At 57.2% G+C, this 17,080-nt stretch carries 22 protein-coding genes; 12 read left to right on the forward strand and 10 right to left on the reverse strand.

The genetic code is table 11. The features are described from left to right. Positions 1–242 precede the first annotated feature (242 nt). Complete coding sequence (locus TU86_RS04890) at positions 243–1,391, forward strand: AGE family epimerase/isomerase (RefSeq protein WP_048363182.1); 1,149 nt, start codon at positions 243–245, stop codon at positions 1,389–1,391. Here TU86_RS04890 and TU86_RS04895 read toward each other — a convergent pair. The 6 genes from TU86_RS04895 to TU86_RS04920 all read right to left on the reverse strand — a co-directional run bounded on the left by TU86_RS04895 (position 1,388) and on the right by TU86_RS04920 (position 4,395). Next, the gene (locus TU86_RS04895; RefSeq protein WP_048363183.1) at positions 1,388–1,729 is read right to left on the reverse strand and encodes a HopJ type III effector protein; all 342 of its coding nucleotides are present in this window, start codon (positions 1,727–1,729) and stop codon (positions 1,388–1,390) included. The two genes, TU86_RS04890 and TU86_RS04895, sit on opposite strands and share 4 nt — an antisense overlap. Continuing rightward, entirely contained in the window at positions 1,722–2,018 is a 297-nt protein-coding gene (locus tag TU86_RS04900; protein ID WP_048363184.1) for a DUF1244 domain-containing protein, read from the reverse strand. Before TU86_RS04900 ends, TU86_RS04895 begins: the two co-directional genes overlap by 8 nt. Before the next feature lie 29 nt (positions 2,019–2,047). Next, complete coding sequence (gene folX, locus TU86_RS04905) at positions 2,048–2,419, reverse strand: dihydroneopterin triphosphate 2'-epimerase (RefSeq protein WP_048363185.1); 372 nt, start codon at positions 2,417–2,419, stop codon at positions 2,048–2,050. Next, the gene (gene folE / locus TU86_RS04910; protein WP_048363186.1) at positions 2,419–2,979 is read right to left on the reverse strand and encodes a GTP cyclohydrolase I FolE; all 561 of its coding nucleotides are present in this window, start codon (positions 2,977–2,979) and stop codon (positions 2,419–2,421) included. The genes folX and folE overlap by 1 nt, the downstream gene beginning before the upstream one ends. Positions 2,980–3,002: 23 nt before the next feature. Continuing rightward, positions 3,003–3,713 carry a dihydromonapterin reductase gene (gene folM, locus TU86_RS04915; RefSeq protein ID WP_048363187.1) on the reverse strand — a complete coding sequence of 237 codons (711 nt, stop codon included), beginning with the start codon at positions 3,711–3,713 and terminating at the stop codon, positions 3,003–3,005. Positions 3,714–3,825: 112 nt separating this feature from the next. Next, positions 3,826–4,395 (reverse strand): putative antibiotic biosynthesis monooxygenase, encoded by a 570-nt coding sequence (locus TU86_RS04920; RefSeq protein WP_048363188.1) that lies wholly within the window; start codon positions 4,393–4,395, stop codon positions 3,826–3,828. 220 nt (positions 4,396–4,615) lie between these two features. Between TU86_RS04920 and TU86_RS04925 the strand changes: the two genes are divergently transcribed. Both TU86_RS04925 and TU86_RS04930 read left to right on the forward strand, forming a co-directional pair. Continuing rightward, positions 4,616–5,398 carry a hypothetical protein gene (locus TU86_RS04925; RefSeq protein WP_048363189.1) on the forward strand — a complete coding sequence of 261 codons (783 nt, stop codon included), beginning with the start codon at positions 4,616–4,618 and terminating at the stop codon, positions 5,396–5,398. 35 nt (positions 5,399–5,433) lie between these two features. Then, a complete protein-coding gene (locus TU86_RS04930) occupies positions 5,434–6,378 on the forward strand; it encodes a MerR family transcriptional regulator (protein ID WP_048363679.1) in 945 nt (314 codons plus the stop codon). A gap of 2 nt (positions 6,379–6,380) precedes the next feature. Here TU86_RS04930 and TU86_RS04935 read toward each other — a convergent pair whose 3' ends face one another. Continuing rightward, positions 6,381–6,986: a hypothetical protein gene (locus TU86_RS04935; protein WP_048363190.1), complete on the reverse strand. Its 606-nt coding sequence runs from the start codon at positions 6,984–6,986 to the stop codon at positions 6,381–6,383. Positions 6,987–7,046: 60 nt separating this feature from the next. Then, positions 7,047–7,514, reverse strand: coding sequence for a PAS domain-containing protein (locus TU86_RS04940; RefSeq protein ID WP_048363191.1), 468 nt, complete (start codon positions 7,512–7,514; stop codon positions 7,047–7,049). A gap of 225 nt (positions 7,515–7,739) precedes the next feature. On the opposite strand from TU86_RS04940, the gene TU86_RS04945 reads away from it, so the two are divergent. Further along, the gene (locus TU86_RS04945; protein WP_048363192.1) at positions 7,740–8,195 is read left to right on the forward strand and encodes a flavodoxin; all 456 of its coding nucleotides are present in this window, start codon (positions 7,740–7,742) and stop codon (positions 8,193–8,195) included. Here TU86_RS04945 and TU86_RS04950 read toward each other — a convergent pair. Then, a complete protein-coding gene (locus TU86_RS04950; RefSeq protein WP_048363193.1) occupies positions 8,173–9,072 on the reverse strand; it encodes a LysR family transcriptional regulator in 900 nt (299 codons plus the stop codon). The genes TU86_RS04945 and TU86_RS04950 overlap by 23 nt on opposite strands. Positions 9,073–9,171: 99 nt before the next feature. On the opposite strand from TU86_RS04950, the gene TU86_RS04955 reads away from it, so the two are divergent. The 4 genes from TU86_RS04955 (at position 9,172) to TU86_RS04970 (ending at position 11,568) form a co-directional block, all read left to right on the forward strand. Next, positions 9,172–9,558 (forward strand): CidA/LrgA family protein, encoded by a 387-nt coding sequence (locus TU86_RS04955; RefSeq protein ID WP_048363194.1) that lies wholly within the window; start codon positions 9,172–9,174, stop codon positions 9,556–9,558. Further along, a complete protein-coding gene (locus TU86_RS04960) occupies positions 9,548–10,234 on the forward strand; it encodes an LrgB family protein (protein WP_048363195.1) in 687 nt (228 codons plus the stop codon). The genes TU86_RS04955 and TU86_RS04960 overlap by 11 nt, the downstream gene beginning before the upstream one ends. 493 nt (positions 10,235–10,727) lie before the next feature. Continuing rightward, positions 10,728–11,102, forward strand: coding sequence for a hypothetical protein (locus tag TU86_RS04965; protein ID WP_048363196.1), 375 nt, complete (start codon positions 10,728–10,730; stop codon positions 11,100–11,102). A gap of 106 nt (positions 11,103–11,208) precedes the next feature. Continuing rightward, positions 11,209–11,568, forward strand: a complete 360-nt coding sequence (locus tag TU86_RS04970) for a hypothetical protein (RefSeq protein WP_048363197.1) — start codon at positions 11,209–11,211, stop codon at positions 11,566–11,568. Positions 11,569–11,580: 12 nt separating this feature from the next. Here TU86_RS04970 and TU86_RS04975 read toward each other — a convergent pair whose 3' ends face one another. After that, positions 11,581–12,375 carry an IclR family transcriptional regulator gene (locus TU86_RS04975; RefSeq protein WP_048363198.1) on the reverse strand — a complete coding sequence of 265 codons (795 nt, stop codon included), beginning with the start codon at positions 12,373–12,375 and terminating at the stop codon, positions 11,581–11,583. Between the two features lie 163 nt (positions 12,376–12,538). Here TU86_RS04975 and hmgA point away from each other — a divergent pair, with 163 nt between their 5' ends. The 4 genes from hmgA (at position 12,539) to TU86_RS04995 (ending at position 17,044) form a co-directional block, all read left to right on the forward strand. After that, a complete protein-coding gene (hmgA, locus tag TU86_RS04980; RefSeq protein WP_048363199.1) occupies positions 12,539–13,843 on the forward strand; it encodes a homogentisate 1,2-dioxygenase in 1,305 nt (434 codons plus the stop codon). A gap of 2 nt (positions 13,844–13,845) precedes the next feature. Then, entirely contained in the window at positions 13,846–15,150 is a 1,305-nt protein-coding gene (fahA, locus tag TU86_RS04985) for a fumarylacetoacetase (protein ID WP_048363200.1), read from the forward strand. Positions 15,151–15,162: 12 nt separating this feature from the next. Beyond that, positions 15,163–15,801: a maleylacetoacetate isomerase gene (maiA, locus tag TU86_RS04990; protein ID WP_048363201.1), complete on the forward strand. Its 639-nt coding sequence runs from the start codon at positions 15,163–15,165 to the stop codon at positions 15,799–15,801. Between the two features lie 217 nt (positions 15,802–16,018). Next, positions 16,019–17,044 carry a Glu/Leu/Phe/Val dehydrogenase family protein gene (locus TU86_RS04995; RefSeq protein ID WP_048363680.1) on the forward strand — a complete coding sequence of 342 codons (1,026 nt, stop codon included), beginning with the start codon at positions 16,019–16,021 and terminating at the stop codon, positions 17,042–17,044. Positions 17,045–17,080: the final 36 nt, after the last annotated feature.

A 17,080-nucleotide genomic window follows, 5' to 3' on the forward strand; every position in this document is an offset into this window, starting at 1 on the left:
TCAGGCTTAAGATCAGTCCCGGCCTGTGCATATGCATACGCAACAGACGTGCCGATACTTGCTCGCTGATCTCTTCACTGTGCTCATGTGCACGTTTGCTGTGCTCCAAAACAGTGGTGAAGCGCTGAGCCCCGATCTTTAATCCATGATCAAGCGTTACGGCGTCAGCCGCCCTCATCTGCGTCAAGAAGCTTTGGGTGTATCATGTCGCGCAAACGCCCCAGCCGTGACGATCCTTGCCGATGCCTGATGTAGCCAGCCCTGTTTTCCCTCCTGAACTGATTGCCGGTTTTGCGGCCGTGCAGCAGCACTTTCGTCAGGTGATCGTGCCGCTGTGGCAAGGCCCCGGCTGGAATGCCGAGCTGGCGTTGCCTTACGAGTCGCTGAGCGCAACCCATCAACCGTTGCCCCCTGCGCGTTACCGTGCGATGGCTTGCGCCCGGCAGTTGTATGTATTTGCCAGCCTGATGGGGGACGCTCAGTTCCCTGGCGCGGGCGAGCGCGCAGCGGCGCTGTTTCGCGCCTTGCAGCAGCATTTTCATGACGCCGAACACGGTGGCTGGTTCTACAGCATCGACCCGCAGGGCGCGCCGCTGGATCAGCGCAAAGACCTCTACACCCACGCCTTCATCATTTTTGCCTGTGCGCATTACTGGGCCAAAGTCCGTGAGCCGTTGGTGGCGTCGGTGCTCAATGCGGCTTTGGAGGTGGTTGCGCAGCGCTTCAATGATGGCAACGGTTTGTACGAAGCCAGCTTGAACCGGGATTGGTCCACAGTGGGCAGCGGCCCGCTGCAAAACCCGCTGATGCACTTGGCTGAAGCCTTTCTCGCCACCTTGTCGGTGCGCGAAGACGCCGCCACTCACGCCGCGCTGCTGGCGCTCGCCGAGGGCATGCAGCAACGCTTCATCGCGCCCGAACACGGGGTGATGCTGGAAAAACCCCGCGGTGCAGCCGATAACTGGTTTGAGCCGGGCCATCAATTCGAATGGTATTTCCTGCTGCAATCCTCACCTTTGCTGCGCACTACGGCGCTGCACGATTCACTGGATCGCGCGTTCGGGTTTGCCGAGCAGGTGGGTGTCGATCCGCAGAGCGGGGCGGTCTGCGGCATGTTGGGCAGTGATGGCAGCCTGCGTGATGGCACGCAGCGAATCTGGGCTCAGGCCGAATACCTGCGGGCACTGACGTTGCGCGAAGATGGCCTGGTGCGGGTGCAACGCCAATTGCAGGCGTTGCAGCAGCACTTTTTACACGCTGGGGGTTGGTACGAATGCCTTGATGCGCAAGGCCAGGTCAGTCGCGAGGACATGCCCTCGACCACCCCTTATCACCTGGCCACCTGTTACAGCGGCCTGGCGCAGTACTTCAATTCAGGCGGCTCGATTTAAGCCTTGCGGGTCAATGGCCGGGCGTTGAATTTCACCCCGGCCAGACCGTGAGCGATCAGGGCGCGAATGTTGCCGTGATCGCTGCCTTCAGGTGTCGCGAGCACTGAGCGGTAATGTTCGCCAAACGCCAACAGGGCCTCTGGGTCGCTCAACCCTTCCAGCACCGCCAGGCCCAAGGTCTTGCACGACCCTTCGTTTTGCCCGGCAGCATTTTCCACCTCGCCGTTGGTGAAGGCTTGTGGCTGGTAATCGTAGTGCGCGGCGATAAAAGCCAGGGTGTCGGCAAACAGGTGTTCGCCGCTGTTGAGGCTGACGCGCAGAGCGGTTAGATCAGTCATGCTTTTTTCCTTGGGCAAACGCCGCTGTCTGTTCGGCAGAGGCTTCTTTCTGGTACTGGGCTTTCCAGTCGGCGTACGGCATGCCGTACACCACTTCGCGGGCGTCATCGAGGCTGACCTCGATCTGGCGCTCATCGGCCGCAGCCTTGTACCACTTGGACAGGCAGTTGCGGCAAAAGCCCGAGAGGTTCATCAGGTCTATGTTTTGCACATCTTTACGACTGTCCAGGTGCGCGACCAGGCGACGAAAAGCAGCGGCTTCGAGTTCAAGGCGTTCTTGAGGCGTCATGGGTTCACCGAGTGAGAGAGGGGGGCAGCTTAGCGGCTTGCCGCCAGCGTAATGGAGACCGATTCGGCAAAGCGCAGGGCGTGCGGTTTGTCGACTTCGACTTCGGCATACAACACAGCGCTATTGGCCATCACTAAATCCAGCAGCTCTTGGGTCAACCGTTCCAGCAACGCGAAACGGTTTTCTTCAACGTGGGCAATCACAGCTTTGGTGATGGTGCGGTAATTGAGCGCGTGGTCGATGTCGTTATCTCGTACGGCCTCTTGCGCGGCATACAGGATGGTGAGGTTGATCAACACATCCTGCTTGTTGAGGATTTCTTCTTCATTGATGCCAATGTAGGTGCGCAGGCACAGGTCTTTGACGCGAATACGGGCCATTCCTGGCTGAAGTTGTGGCATTACGACTTGCTCCGTCCAATCAGTTGCAGGAACTCCATGCGGGTGCTGGGCTCGCGAAAAGCACCGAGCATCACCGAGGTGTTCATGGTCGAATTCTGTTTTTCTACGCCGCGCATCATCATGCACATGTGCTTGGCTTCAATCACCACGGCCACACCCGCCGCCTGAGTGACGTTCTGAATAGCGTCGGCGATTTCTCGGGTGAGGTTTTCCTGAATCTGCAGGCGGCGGGCAAACATGTCGACGATGCGGGCCACTTTCGACAGGCCGAGTACTTTGCCGGTCGGAATATACGCCACGTGCGCCTTGCCGATAAATGGCAGCAAATGGTGTTCGCACAGCGAGTACAGCTCGATATCGGCCACGATCACCATTTCGTCGCTGTCGGAGGCGAACAGAGCGCCGTTGACGATATCGTCAACGCTTTGGTCATAGCCGTGACACAGGTATTGCATGGCCTTGGCGGCGCGTTTCGGGGTGTCGAGCAAGCCTTCGCGGTCAGGGTTCTCACCGAGACCCAGCAGGATCTCGCGGTAGTGCTCAGGCAATGATGTGCTCATGAAAATACTTCCTCGCGGACGACTTATTTGAGATGCCGACCGCCATTGACGGTCAGAGTGGTGCCGGTCACATACGGGTTGTCCAGCAGATAACGCAGGCTTTGATAGATGACCTCGGGCCCGGGTTCGATCCCCAGTGCTGACTTGGCCAGGGCCTTGGCGCGGTACGCCGCGTCGTCGTCCGGGTTGAACAGCAGCAGCGCGGGCGCAATGCCGTTGACTTTGATCCGTGGCGCCAGTTTAGCCGCGAATGACAACGTCAGGCTGTCGAGACCCGCTTTGGTGGCGCAATACGCAATGTGCTTGCTGCTGCCCTTGCGGGTCACATCGTCACTGATGTGTACGATATCCGCCGGGCTTGAGCGCTCCAGCAGCTCGCTGCATTGCAGGTTGATCAGGTACGGCGCGAGCATATGCACACTGAACATCTGTGTGAAGTCGCTGATTTGTGTATCAGTGCTTTCTGGCAACCAGGCCGACGCGTTATGCACAATCGCCCGTAAAGCCTGGGTGTGATTTTTCAGTTGTTCGATAAACGCGAGAATGCCGTGCTCGGTTGAAAAGTCGCCATATACCGCTGTGGCCCCCAGATCGCGCAACATCTGCACGCCGGGCTTTTCGCTGCGGTAGCTGAAAATCACTCGATAGCCGTCTGCCAGCAATTGCTGCGCGCAGTGCAAGCCAATGCGCTGGGCAGCGCCCGTGATCAGAATGGGTGCAGATTGAGATGGCATGACAGGCTCGGCGTCAGAGAACAGGGGAGAGCGGCAGCGTGATGGCAAAACTATACCAGCGTCCGCTGCGCCACGGCCATGCCTGTACGGATCCCCTGTTCCTGATGCCGTTTCAGTGACCGTTGGAGGTCGCGGCGCTGCCCAAAGGTTTGGCAGGTGTGCGGTGCAGCCAACCTGACAATAAGTGGGTCGATAAAGGAATAAAGAAGTAAACCATCAAGGGTGTCAGGGCCAGCGTGCTGACGAACACCCGGGGTAGCAGGCTCAGCTCGCTCAGCAAGGGGTTGAGCACGAAATTGAACAGCAATGAAATCGGAAAAAACGCGAGCCAAATAGCCACGGCTTGCTTCCAGCGGGGTGGGCGCTGCCCGGCGGCGCCAAACCAGCCGTCGATGCCGCTGACCCGGTGTTCGTGCGGGTGGGCAAACAGCTCGCTGCCGCGCAGCAACCAGGCCGTGCGCGAGACTGAATGTTCCCACGCGTGCAGGGTGGCTTCATCGGCAAAGCGGAAAATGATTTGAAAGGCGTCATCACCGGGTGGCGGCGCCAGCACGCCAGAGCCCAGATAACCTGGGAAATCGGTGGCCAACTGTTCGCCTTCATGCAGCCAGGCAATCATGTCTTGATAGCGACCTTCGGCGACACGGCGTGCAACCATCAAGGTGACAGGGGAGGTAGACATTGTGTATCTCCATGTGGCTGATGCTGCCAGGGTAAGGCAGGCATAAAACGCAGCGCCGGGGTGGTGGGCTGCGTTGGGGAGTGCAAGCAAGGATTGTTCCTCTTTTCAATTGACTCAGCCGTTGCTCGGGCACACAGACTTCACTGTTTTCGCGTGGTCTGTGGAACCTTGCCCCGCTTAATGGCCAATCATTAACCACCCGATACTCAGAGGACAGAGCATGCTTCTTCAGAGCCTCAATGCTTTTGCGCCCAATGACAGCCTCTGTGTTAATACGCGAGCAGGCCATGCGGTTCATGCATCTTTAAAAACTGGGGATAATTCACGTCCCGAGGACATAAGCGCGGCGTTCTCTAGGGGTGGGGTGCTGGTGCGCACGGTGCAATTGCCTCATGCCCATAAAGAGCTGCACCACTGTGGCATCAGCGTCGACAACGCCAGAAACTTACACGCCAGTGGCGCCAGTCAGCACGGCGGGTTACGCAAGTGGACATTGGCACACGCGAATCTCGTGCCCAATTATTTCGCAATGGGCCCCAACGTCACCGGTATGCCAAGGCATATGGCATTTTTGGCGCTGCCAGAAAAAGTTGGTCGGCATATTGTGGGCATTCATGAAAAAGACAACGCATCAGGTAATGTTGCACCGGATATGTCTGTGATTCATGACGCAGATGCCCGTTTTCACTTGAATAAAATGCTGGCGAGTTTGATCAAGGAGCAGAACGTGCGGCAGAGCGAGCGGCTGGAAAATAATGAAGTGCAAACGGTGGGCATTGAACCCGGCGCGATCGCGGGACTGCTTTTTTACCCCGTACCGTCCAAACCTGATTGGCTTGCGGCCAGAGCAGACTTTCAGAAAGTCATTGATAAAGGAGGGCCTGAGTTTGCAGGAAGAGCATTCCCTGTATTTACCTATCAGCAGGATGAGGGAACTCAGGTGCCCGCGTTAAAGCTGCTCGACACCCTCGTTAAAAGGGAACGTGAGGCCCATGAGGAGTAGACTCGCCAGACTTATTTTCGGCTTTGGGCTTTCTGATGCCTGTGATGACAGATATTGAACGCACTGTAGCGGCTGCTGCTGACCCTTTAGAGCAGGACGGCCTTTATCCGATCCGTGAAGTGTCGCGCCTGACCGGTATCAACCCGGTCACGCTGCGCGCCTGGGAGCGTCGTTATGGCTTAATCCAGCCAAAACGCACCGAAAGTGGGCACAGGCTGTACTCCGTGACCGATATTGAGACAGTGCGACAGGTTCAAGGGTGGATCGAGCGCGGTGTTTCAGTCAGCAAAGTGGGCGAGTTATTGACGCGTAGTGTCAACCCCACGCCTGCTCAACCCAGTGCCCAAACGGATGAATACTCACAGTGGCAGTCCCGCATTGGTGCCGTGCTCACGGCCTTTGATGAGCCTGAACTCGAACGTCTTTACGGACAGGTTTTTTCCAGCTACCCGCTCAAAACCGTATTTCATGAGATTTTCTTGCCGCTCTGGCAGCGTTTATTGCGCGTGCAAGATGAGTTTGGTCGCACCAGTGAATGGCTGTTGCTGGACCGCTTTTTACGCGGTCGTGTTCAGCACCGTCTGCAATTACAGGTTGTAGCTGCGCCGGCGCAGTGTGTGGTGCTCGTGGCCTTGCCAGAGTTGTGCCACGAATTGCAGTTGCTGGTGACGGGGTTGTTGCTGGCGCGTAATGATCGAGTTGTCAGGGTTTTGGCCATCGGGCAGCCGCTGGAAGAACTGTCGCTGGTATGTGAAAAAATCCGCCCCCAAGCGGTTGTGCTATTGGGTACCCGCGCCCTGAGTGCGGCGCGCCTTCAACGTTTGCTGAGGCTGACGCAACCCCTCAACAGTGCGGTCTGGTTGGCTGGCGAAGCGTCGGATCTGGCCTGCGAAGCATTGATGGCGTCCTCCATCGGGTGCTTGGGCAGTGAGGCGAGTGTGATGAGCCAGCGTCTGGATATCTCTCTGAAGGGCGTTTGAATCTAAACGTGCAGCGCGGGGTGGGCCAGGCGGTGTTGTTGCAGGATGAACTGGCGCAAGCGTTCGGTTTCGCCCTGGTCGCGTTGACTTAACCGATAGGCGTACAGGCCCAGTTCGGTTTGGCGTTCGAGCGTGCCGTGCACCGCAATGCGTTCATAGCCGGTGGGGCTGAACCACTGAGCGAACTGGCGCGGAGGGCGGGTGTCGTTGCGTACCTTGATCAACAAACCCTTGAACGACACTTCAGTGACCCACAAGTGGCCGCTGCGCCCGCGCACATTTTCCAGGGCTACCGGTTCGGGCAGTGTCAAACGCCACGGGCGCACCATCGGCCCGTCTTCAAAAATGCTCGGCGCGCCCAATTGCAGATGTTGGGCATGAAATTCGTCTTCAACCAAACGCAGCGGAAAGCTCATTTGCTGATTAGCGAATTGAGCCTGAATCGTGACTTGCTCATGGGCGGCCAGGCGGGTCAGCAGATCGCGTATTTGCGACACCCCATTTACCAGCAGACTCGACGAAGCATCCCGCTGATTAAGCAGCGGGTTTTGATGCATGGTCTGGATAAAATCCAACTCGTCTTGAGTCAGAAGGGCATCGTGCGACATGGTGTAACTCGGTTTTTTTGGCAGATGAAAGTCGTAACTGTTTACAACAGACCATCATTTTTACGTTTTGTTGAGGCCGCTCGTCGCCTTGAGTGTTTGCAGCTCTGCGGTCAGGGCCGCCAGCTGGGCTTCTAGCTGCGCCACTCGTTGTTCTGCTTTGACCTGTTGGCTGACATCTTTTTGCACGCCAATAAAATACGTCAGTTGATCGCTTTCATTGAACACCGGGGTAATCGACAGTTCGTTCCAGAAATGCGTGCCATCCTTGCGATAGTTACGCAGCCGCTGGCGGGTCGGTTGACCGTTGGCGACCGCTTCGCGGATCAATTGCAGTGCGTGTTGATCGCGATCGCCCGCCTGCAAAAAGCGGCAATCCTGGTACAGAATTTCGTCACGGCTATAACCGGTGAGGGTTTCGAAAGCGCTGTTCGCGTAAATCAGAATGGTGTCATCACCTTCCCGCTCGGCGACCACGATGCCGTCCTGGGATGCGTCGACCATGCGTTGCAGCAAGCGTGCGTTGATCATTGAACCGCTCTTCTGAAAGTGGGGAATCCTTTACGGATGCATGTTTTTGACTGACGGCAAGCGCGACCTCGCCAAACGGACGATAAACCAGTGATTGATCGCCAGATTGTCGCCAGCGGTGTTCTGCATTCTAAGACATCGGTGATAGCTGTCCACGTGCCATCACCGAAACGCCGTCTCACCTGTTAATATCCCGGCCTTTTAGTCAGTAACAGGATCAGATTGATGAAAGTCGCCATCCTATGTGGCTCGGTGTACGGCACCGCAGAAGAAGTTGCTCGTAATGCCAGGCAACTGCTGACGGATGCCGGGTTTGAAGTCTTGCTTAACCCGCGTGCAACCTTGGCCGATGTTCAAGCATTTGCCCCCGATGCCTTTTTGGCGGTCACCTCGACCACGGGTATGGGTGAGTTGCCGGACAACCTGATGCCGCTTTACAGCCAGATTCGCGATCAGCTACCGGCGCCCTGGCGTGGCTTGCCGGGTGCGGTCATCGCGCTGGGCGACGCAAGCTACGGCGACACGTACTGCGGCGGCGGCGAACAGATGCGCGAGCTATTTACCGAACTGGGCGTGCAGGAGGTGCTATCCATGCTGCGCCTGGATGCCAGCGAAACTGTAACGCCTGAAATTGACAGTGAGCCTTGGCTTGTTGATTTCATCCGAGTGCTGAAGCTGTAACCGGCCGCTCGCGCAACAACTCCAGCCAGGCGTGAGCGGCACGCGACAGATACGCGCCCTCGCGCCAGATAAAGGCGATGTCCCAGCGCAGATCATCCGGCGCAATGAGTTTTAGCCTCACCACGCCGGGGCGCACCAGCCCGCGCGCGACGACGCTGGGCAACAATACGACGCCTTGGCCGGCTGCCACCAGCGCCACCAAAAAATCAGATTGCCCGCTGCGACCACCTTCCTTGGGGGTAAAGCCCATTTGCTGGCAAGCCTGGAGCAAACGATCATTGAGTACGAAACTGCGCTGATACAGCAGAAACGGTGTTTCAGCCAACTGCTCCAGTCGCACACTGCCATCTTCTGCCAGTGGATGATCGATGGGCAGTAAGGCATCCAGCGGTTCATCGCAAAACGGTTGGTAGGCAAAGGCCGGATTGTTGGGCGTCAAACTGCCACCTATCTCCAGCTCGCCGCTTAACACCGCTTGCTCGACCACCAGGCTACCGCCTTCGAGCAATTGCACCTGAATGTTGGGGTAGCGTCGGCGGTATTCGGCAAACAGCCCGGCGAACAGCGCATCACTGCCCAATAGCGGCAGGCCCAGACGCAATTCGCCCCGCGTCAAATGACTCAAGTCATCGAGTTCACTCAACAACTCTTTTTGCAAACGCAACATGCCTTCTGCCCGTTGCAGCACCACATTGCCCGCTGCGGTCAGCCGTACATGTGAGCCCAAACGGTCAAATACAGGCGTGCCCAGGCTTTGTTCGAGCTGAGCCACTTGTTTGCTCACCGCCGATTGACTGATATGCAAGGTGTGCGCGGCCTGGGTGAACCCACCGAGGCGGGCGACTTCAACGAAGGTACGAAGTTGTTTGAATTCCATTGAATGAATTCCATTTTGGAATGACTGCCAGTCTAACAATTCGTTTTCGAGATGGAAGAGGGGTCTTTACACTGAAGGCCTGTCTGGGATGGAAACAAAATGAAACGCTTCGATGTAAAACGCTTGGGTCGACTGGTCACTGAAATCGTTGTTCTGCTGGCCATCTATTTTGCCGGGTGTCAGATTGCCAGCGGCTTGCAGCTACCCATACCGGGTGGCGTGGTGGGCATGGCGCTGTTGCTGCTGGCTTTCGCGTTGGGCTGGGTCAAGCCTGCGGCGTTGCAGCTGGGAGCGGGCGTGCTGATGGCCGAAATGCTGCTGTTTTTTATTCCGGCCCTGATGAGCCTGCTCGACTACGGCATATTGGTGCGTGATGAAGGCTGGCGCATTTTGCTGGTGATTGGTGTCAGTACGTTGCTGGTGATGGTGGTGACGGCGTTTACCGTGGAAGCGGTGTGCCGCTGGAGGTTACGCCATGAAGTTTGAATGGATGCCGATGTTCTGGTTGCTCTTCACACTTGCCACCTATGGCCTGAGCCGCTGGTTATACCGGCGCACGGGTCGCTATCTGTTGTCCCCGTTGATTCTGGTGCCCGCTTTACTGCTCGCGGTGGCTGTACCGCTGCACACCGCGTACGCCGAATACTCCAGCAACACCCATTGGTTGATGCTGGTATTGGGCCCGGTAACCGTGGCGTTTGCGGTGCCTATCTGGCAGCAGCGTAAATTGCTGGCCAAACATTGGGTGGCGCTGTTGATGGGCATGTTGGCGGGCAGTGCTGTGTCCATTGGCAGTTCATTCTGGCTGGCCAAGGCGCTGTCGCTAGACACCTCGCTGACCCTGTCGCTGGTGCCGCGCTCCATCACCACGCCGTTTGCCATGCCGCTGGCGCAGGACTTGGGTGGCATCCCAGAACTGACGGCGGTGTTCGTGATGTTTACTGGTGTGTTTGGTGCGCTGCTAGGCGGCGTGTTGCTCAAATGGCTACCGTTGCGCAGCAGCCTGGCGCGGGGCGCTTTATTTGGTATCGGGGCGCACGGTGCAGGTGTCAGTCGTGCTCGTGAGGTGGGCAGCGAAGAAGGCTCTGTTGCGGGGCTGGTGATGGTGCTCACAGGTATTCTCAACCTGTTTGCCGCCCCGTTACTGGCGATGTTGCTGTAGCACCGCCGACCGTGGCGTGTGTCGGCACTCGCGATGCATTCGCCTTAAATCGCGCGCATAAAAAAGGCCGCTGTAAATACAGCGGCCAAGGAAGACGTTCGATCAAGGAGCTACAAATCAACGTCAGGGTGAACCCGGTTGCTTCTTGGCCTGTCAGGGCCAAGTGCTGAATAAAACCGACGCAGGCATGCGCACTCGTCAGTCGGGACGCTTAAGGCATGTGCCTGAAACGTGCGACAAGAATAAAGTCTGGTTGTTAATGGAGTAAGCCCACTTCAAGACAATCTCTGTTACAGCTTTGGCAATAGTGAAATCCTCTCTCAACCTCTCTGGCTCAGGCTTCGTGGGGCTCTTTGCGTGTGAGCGAAACGATAAATATGCAGTGCGCCGTTTAATCGTGAGCGGCGCTTAATACGTCATCGAAAAATTTCTGTCTGCACAACGACTTTCAGCATGAGGCTGGATGGCAGACCGCATAAAAAGGAGTTTTACCTTGAACAAGACAGAAGAACATATCCATTCCACAGGGGCATTCGCTCTCAAACCAAGCCCTGAAATTGATGCACGTGTGCGCGAGTTCTTGAACCAGCAACTGGCGCAATATGAAGCGGACAGCCAGCGTCTTTTCATTACCACGGTTCATAGCGCCGTTAATCCTGTGGTGACGTTTAGTCAGGACCTGAATGCGTTGGGTAACGACACGCTGGAGTGGGGCGAGGTGCAGTCACACGATAGTGAGGTGACCGGTTGCTTTTCCGAACATGGGCGCTATGAAGAAACGCTTCGCGTGAGCCGTCCCTCAATTCGTGAGGTTGAAGGCCTCATGCAAAAACTTCTGGACCATGCCAAGGCTGACTGGAGCAACTGATCCAGTGGCCTTTGTAACCCTCACCGGCACCCCGCTACTTTGGGGCGAATCGATCCCCGTAACAAAAGAGGTAAGGCCGGCACACGGTAATAACAGGAATTACACCATGAATATTTTGAACGATGCTCCAACAGATCCACGCGTATCAGGTTTGTTATACGAACGAGTGCGGGTATTTCTGAATAAAAAACTCGAACCGTTTGCGCTTAACAGTGCAGACGTTTACATCAACACAGTGGACGACCCGATCAATCAAAGACTGGTCTCCAGCCAGTCTCTTTACGAAGAGGCTATTGATTCACTGGAGCGTGGCAGCGAGCCTACGTACGTTCAGGGAATTACGTACGTGTTTTCCCTGCCGTGGACGTTTGAGCAGGCGTATAGCCTGCGCAAACCATCACTGGATGATGTCGAGAAAATAATGCGCAGCCTGCTGGATGAGGCCAAACACCAGTGGCGCGTTTAATACCCGTGGGGGTTAGCCGGGTTGATAGCCCATTCGCCAACTGATGGCTCGACTGGTCGCGAGTACAAGCTTGGCTGCTGGCCCATTTTCATCGGCATGGAACACCGACGTGGGGCCGACAACGGTGAGCACCCCGGCCACTTTACCGGTGGCATCAAAGACCGGCGCCGATAACGCATCGACGCCGGGCATCAACAGGCCGTGTACAAAATGCAGGCCGCGTTCTCGTATTTCATTGCACAACTGCACGTAGGTTTCAGCTGATTGCAAAGGATGAACCGGCTCGGCATTAAACGCCTGCTCGCGCAACTCTGCGGTTTCACGGTCGGGCAAGTACGCATTGAATACCAGACCCGTAGACGAACTCAACAACGGCAGCACCGACCCCAATTGTGTTACCACGGTCACTGCGCGTACGGCTGGCTCAATGTGGACCACGGTTGCGCCCTGATTGCCCCACACCGCCAAAAAGCAGGTTTCATTCAAATCATCGCGTAGCTGCGAGAGCGGTAAGGCCGCGACTTTCACCACATCCATGCTATTGAGCGCTGCCAGGCCCACGCGCAACGCTTCGCGGCCCAGACCGTAATGGTTGGTGGCGGCATTCTGTTCCGCAAACCCGCTGGCAATCAGCGCCTGCAAATAGCGATGCACTTTGCTTGCAGGCATGTGTACGTGCTCGGCCAGGCGCGACAGCGAGGTGGCGGGCGACAGTTCGGCCAATGCTTTGAGAATGTCCGTACCAACCTCGGCAGAACGTACTTTTTGCTTGCCAGAACTGTCGGTGCTTTTGAGGGGCTTTTCCATGGTGTCGCTTACATCTCGGGATCAATGGGCGTCTTTATAGCTTGACGCTTAATACCAATCAAATTACGTTATGCGTAATCAGATTACGATAAAATAACGCAGCGGTGCGCACGCAGATTCAGAGCAGGGCGCAGTCACCTGCATTCTCCACGCTGGAGGCTCCATGAACCTCGACTCGCCTATGTCAGCCCTTGATTATCAATCCGGGTTTGGCAACGAATTCAGTAGCGAAGCACTGCCCGGTGCGCTACCTGTCGGTCAAAACTCCCCGCAAAAAGCCCCTTATGGCCTGTACGCCGAATTGTTATCGGGTACTGCGTTTACCATGACCCGCAGTGAGGCCCGTCGCACCTGGATGTACCGCATTCAGCCGTCGGCCAATCACCCGGCGTTTGAAAAACTTGAGCGGCAATTGACCGGTGGCTCACTGGGCCAAGTCACACCGAACCGTCTGCGTTGGAATCCGCTGCCAATTCCCAGCGAGGCAACGGATTTTGTCGACGGGCTAGTGGGCATGGTCGCTAACAGCAGCGCGCAACATCCTTCAGGGATCAGCATTTATAACTACTGCGCCAATACGTCGATGCAGCGCGTATTTTTCAACGCCGATGGCGAGTTGCTGATCGTGCCTGAGCAAGGGCGGCTGCGTATCGCCACTGAGTTGGGGCGTATGGAACTCGGGCCTTTAGAGATCGCGGTGATCCCGCGTGGCATGAAATTTCGTGTCGAGTTACTCGATGCCCAGGCACGCGGTTATGTGGCCGAGAACCACGGCGCACCCTTGCGCCTGCCGGATCTGGGGCCAATTGGCAGCAATGGTCTGGCCAACCCACGAGACTTTTTGACCCCGGTCGCGCATTACGAAGACCGCCAGCAACCCACCACGCTGGTGCAAAAGTTCCTTGGCGAACTGTGGGGCTGTGAGCTGGATCATTCGCCGTTGAACGTGGTCGCATGGCATGGCAACAACGTGCCGTACCTCTATGACCTGCGTCGTTTTAACACCATTGGGACGGTCAGTTTTGACCATCCTGACCCTTCCATTTTTACGGTGTTGACCTCGCCCACCAGCGTTCCCGGCCTGGCCAACCTCGACTTCGTGATTTTCCCGCCACGCTGGATGGTGGCTGAAAAAACCTTCCGCCCGCCCTGGTTTCACCGCAACTTGATGAACGAGTTCATGGGGCTGATTCAGGGCAACTACGACGCCAAGGCCGAAGGCTTTTTGCCAGGCGGCGCTTCGCTGCACAGCTGTATGAGTGCCCACGGCCCGGACGGCGAAACCTGTAGCAAAGCGATTGCGGCCGAGCTGCAACCGAGCAAAATCGACAACACCATGGCCTTCATGTTTGAAACCAGCCAAGTGTTGCGTCCCACCCGGTTTGCCCTCGAATGCCCGCAACTGCAACCCCATTACGACGCGTGCTGGGCTTCCTTGCCTGCCACCTTCACCCCGAATCGGAGATAAGCATGACCCAGTCCACTCTCACCCGTAGCTGGATCGCCTCTGCCAACGGCCATACCGATTTCCCTTTGCATAACCTGCCTATGGGCGTGTTCAGCCTCGACGGTTCGCTGCCGCGCAGCGGCGTCGCGATTGGCGACCACATCTTCGACCTGGAAGCGGCGCTGGCGGCGGGGCTGTTTGAAGGTCAGGCCAAGGTCGCTGTAGAAGCCACCCTCGGCGGTACGTTGAATACTTACTTTGCTTTGGGGCGCAGTGCCCGCGTTGCCTTGCGCGAGCGCTTGATCGAACTGCTCAGCGAAGGCAGCACACTGCGCGGAAAAATCGAGGCCCAAGGCGCCACACTGCTGCCTTTGGCGGCGGACTGCCAACTGCATCTGCCAGCGAAAATTGGTGATTACACCGATTTTTACGTGGGCATTGAGCATGCAAAAAACGTCGGCAAGCTGTTCCGCCCGGACAACCCGTTGTTGCCCAACTACAAATACGTGCCGATTGGTTATCACGGCCGGGCTTCAACCATTCGCCCTTCAGGTGTTGAGGTACGTCGCCCTAAAGGCCAGACCTTGCCGGCCGGTCAGACCGAGCCGAGCTTTGGCCCGTGCGCCCGGTTGGATTACGAGCTGGAGCTGGGCATCTGGATAGGTCAGGGCAATGAGATGGGCGACAGCATTCCCGTGAGTGAAGCGGGCGAGCACATTGCCGGTTTTTGCCTGCTTAACGACTGGTCGGCACGTGATATTCAGGCGTGGGAATACCAGCCGTTGGGTCCGTTCTTGTCTAAAAGTTTCATCACCACCCTCTCGCCGTGGGTGGTGAGCGCCGAAGCTCTTGCACCGTTTCGGCGTGCGCAGCCGCCACGTCCAGAAGGTGATCCGCAACCGCTGGCGTACCTGCTCGATCCCGAGGATCAAGCCAATGGCGCGCTGGATATCGAACTGGAAGTGTTGCTGTTGACCCAAGCCATGCGTGAGCAACAACTGCCCGCGCATCGACTGGGGTTGAGCAACAGCCTGAACATGTACTGGACGGCCGCTCAACTGGTCACTCACCACAGCGTCAATGGCTGCCAACTGCAAGCCGGTGACTTGTTTGGTTCGGGCACGTTGTCGGGGCCACAGCGTTCGCAGCTGGGCAGCCTGTTGGAAATCACAGAAGGTGGCAAACACCCGGTTGAATTGCCGTCTGGCGAGGTGCGTAAATTCCTCGAAGATGGTGACGAAATCATCCTGCGCGCCCGTTGTGTCCGTGAAGGTTATGCCTCCATCGGCTTCGGCGAATGCCGTGGCACCGTGGTCGCGGCGCGCTAGAAGGAGCGGGTCATGGAACTCTTTACCTACTACCGCTCGACATCTTCCTACAGGGTACGCATCGCGCTGGCGCTCAAGGGGCTGGATTACCAAACGGTTGCGGTCAACCTGATCGCGGCCAATGGGGGTGAACACCGTCAACCGCCGTACCTGGCAATAAACCCGCAAGGCCGTGTACCGGCCTTGCGCACCGACAATGGCGATGTACTGACCCAATCACCGGCCATCATCGAGTACCTCGAAGAGCAATATCCGCAGGTGCCGTTGTTGTCCAGCGACCTGATAACGCGGGCCCATGAGCGAGCGGTGGCGAGCCTGATCGGCTGCGACATACACCCGCTGCATAACGTCAGTGTCTTGAATCAATTGCGTGCTTTAGGGCAGGACGAGCCGCAGGTGGTGCAGTGGATCAGCCACTGGATCACACAGGGGTTGGCAGCCATCGAGCAATTGATTGGCGACAGTGGTTACTGTTTTGGCCCCCAGCCAGGCCTGGCGGATGTGTATTTGATGCCTCAGTTATATGCGGCCGAACGCTTTAACGTGGTGTTGAGCGCGTATCCGCGAATTTTGCGAGTGGCGCGGTTGGCGCAGGACCACCCGGCATTCATCAAGGCACACCCGGCGCGCCAACCCGACACACCGGGTTGAACGTCGTCAAGATCAAAAGCCTGCCTTGAGCCTGTCCGTTAATCGGGGGGCTACTTCCAAGGGGGCTTTGCCTCTTTAAAAAGCCAAAGCATTCTCTGTCTTTGCGCAGATATGCCCGAAGTAACGAATGCCACTCAGGCTTATGCCTGCTCACTTCAACGACTTTTCAGGCGACGCCTATACTGGCGATTACCTGTCACCGTTCGAGGGCTGGATAATGTTTGCTCTCATGCAAAGTGCTCATGTGGAGTCACTGCACCTCACTGTCGACCCGGTTACGGGTCTAAAAGCCATCATCGCCATTCACAGCAGTCGCCTGGGGCCTGCGCTGGGTGGCTGCCGTTATCTGGCCTATTCCGATGATGAAAGTGCAGTCACAGACGCTGTCCGCCTGGCGCAAGACATGAGTTATAAGGCGGCGCTGGCGGGTTTGGCTGTGGGTGGCGCGAAGGCGGTCATCATGCGCGCCCCGCATGTTGAAAGCCGCGCAGCCTTGTTTGAAGCCTTCGGGCGATGTGTTGAACAGCTCGATGGCCGCTACATCACCGCCATCGACAGCGGTACATCAATGGCCGACATGGACTGCATTGCCCAATACACCCGGCACGTCACCAGCACCACGGCCGCGGGTGATCCTTCTTCGTCCCACGCGGCAATGGGCGTTTTTGCGGGCATCCGCAGCACGGCGTCTTCACGCTTGGGCAGTGACAACCTCGAAGGTCTGCGGGTGGCGATACAGGGTTTGGGCAAGGTGGGATTTGCGCTGGCGCAGCAGTTGCACGCAGCGGGTGCCGAGTTACTGGTCAGCGACACGGACCCCGGTAAGGTGCGGTTGGCGATGGAGCAATTGGGCGCACATCCGGTTGCGCCAGAAGCCTTGCTCAGCACGCCGTGTGACATCCTCGCGCCCTGTGGTTTGGGTGGCGTGCTCAATTGGCACAGCGTGGCGCAACTGCGGTGTTCAGCGGTGGCGGGGTGTGCGAATAACCAGTTGACCAACCTGCAAGTGGCCGACCAACTCGAACGGCGCGGCATTTTGTATGCGCCTGACTATGTGATCAATTCGGGCGGTCTGATTTACATGGCGCTCACCCATCAAGGCGCGCAACCCGAAGCAATCAACCTGCAACTGTTGCGTATCAGTGAGCGTCTGACAGGCATTTATGCCCATGCGCAGGCAGAAAAACGCTCACCGGCGCGAGTGTCGGATGAACTGGCGAAAAAGTTGCTGTACGGCGAGTGATGCGCGGCCGTGTCAGCCTATGACGTCAAACAGCCT

The organism is Pseudomonas weihenstephanensis, assembly GCF_001043055.1.
Taxonomy (GTDB): Bacteria; Pseudomonadota; Gammaproteobacteria; order Pseudomonadales; family Pseudomonadaceae; genus Aquipseudomonas; species Aquipseudomonas weihenstephanensis.

Coding starts and splice junctions, on each gene's coding strand:
- TU86_RS04890 (WP_048363182.1), top strand. CDS start 243: ATGCCTGATGTAGCCAGCCCTGTTTTCCCTCCTGAACTGATTGCCGGT.
- TU86_RS04895 (WP_048363183.1), bottom strand. CDS start 1,729: ATGACTGATCTAACCGCTCTGCGCGTCAGCCTCAACAGCGGCGAACAC.
- TU86_RS04900 (WP_048363184.1), bottom strand. CDS start 2,018: ATGACGCCTCAAGAACGCCTTGAACTCGAAGCCGCTGCTTTTCGTCGC.
- folX (WP_048363185.1), bottom strand. CDS start 2,419: ATGCCACAACTTCAGCCAGGAATGGCCCGTATTCGCGTCAAAGACCTG.
- folE (WP_048363186.1), bottom strand. CDS start 2,979: ATGAGCACATCATTGCCTGAGCACTACCGCGAGATCCTGCTGGGTCTC.
- folM (WP_048363187.1), bottom strand. CDS start 3,713: ATGCCATCTCAATCTGCACCCATTCTGATCACGGGCGCTGCCCAGCGC.
- TU86_RS04920 (WP_048363188.1), bottom strand. CDS start 4,395: ATGTCTACCTCCCCTGTCACCTTGATGGTTGCACGCCGTGTCGCCGAA.
- TU86_RS04925 (WP_048363189.1), top strand. CDS start 4,616: ATGCTTCTTCAGAGCCTCAATGCTTTTGCGCCCAATGACAGCCTCTGT.
- TU86_RS04930 (WP_048363679.1), top strand. CDS start 5,434: ATGCCTGTGATGACAGATATTGAACGCACTGTAGCGGCTGCTGCTGAC.
- TU86_RS04935 (WP_048363190.1), bottom strand. CDS start 6,986: ATGTCGCACGATGCCCTTCTGACTCAAGACGAGTTGGATTTTATCCAG.
- TU86_RS04940 (WP_048363191.1), bottom strand. CDS start 7,514: ATGATCAACGCACGCTTGCTGCAACGCATGGTCGACGCATCCCAGGAC.
- TU86_RS04945 (WP_048363192.1), top strand. CDS start 7,740: ATGAAAGTCGCCATCCTATGTGGCTCGGTGTACGGCACCGCAGAAGAA.
- TU86_RS04950 (WP_048363193.1), bottom strand. CDS start 9,072: ATGGAATTCAAACAACTTCGTACCTTCGTTGAAGTCGCCCGCCTCGGT.
- TU86_RS04955 (WP_048363194.1), top strand. CDS start 9,172: ATGAAACGCTTCGATGTAAAACGCTTGGGTCGACTGGTCACTGAAATC.
- TU86_RS04960 (WP_048363195.1), top strand. CDS start 9,548: ATGAAGTTTGAATGGATGCCGATGTTCTGGTTGCTCTTCACACTTGCC.
- TU86_RS04970 (WP_048363197.1), top strand. CDS start 11,209: ATGAATATTTTGAACGATGCTCCAACAGATCCACGCGTATCAGGTTTG.
- TU86_RS04975 (WP_048363198.1), bottom strand. CDS start 12,375: ATGGAAAAGCCCCTCAAAAGCACCGACAGTTCTGGCAAGCAAAAAGTA.
- hmgA (WP_048363199.1), top strand. CDS start 12,539: ATGAACCTCGACTCGCCTATGTCAGCCCTTGATTATCAATCCGGGTTT.
- fahA (WP_048363200.1), top strand. CDS start 13,846: ATGACCCAGTCCACTCTCACCCGTAGCTGGATCGCCTCTGCCAACGGC.
- maiA (WP_048363201.1), top strand. CDS start 15,163: ATGGAACTCTTTACCTACTACCGCTCGACATCTTCCTACAGGGTACGC.
- TU86_RS04995 (WP_048363680.1), top strand. CDS start 16,019: ATGTTTGCTCTCATGCAAAGTGCTCATGTGGAGTCACTGCACCTCACT.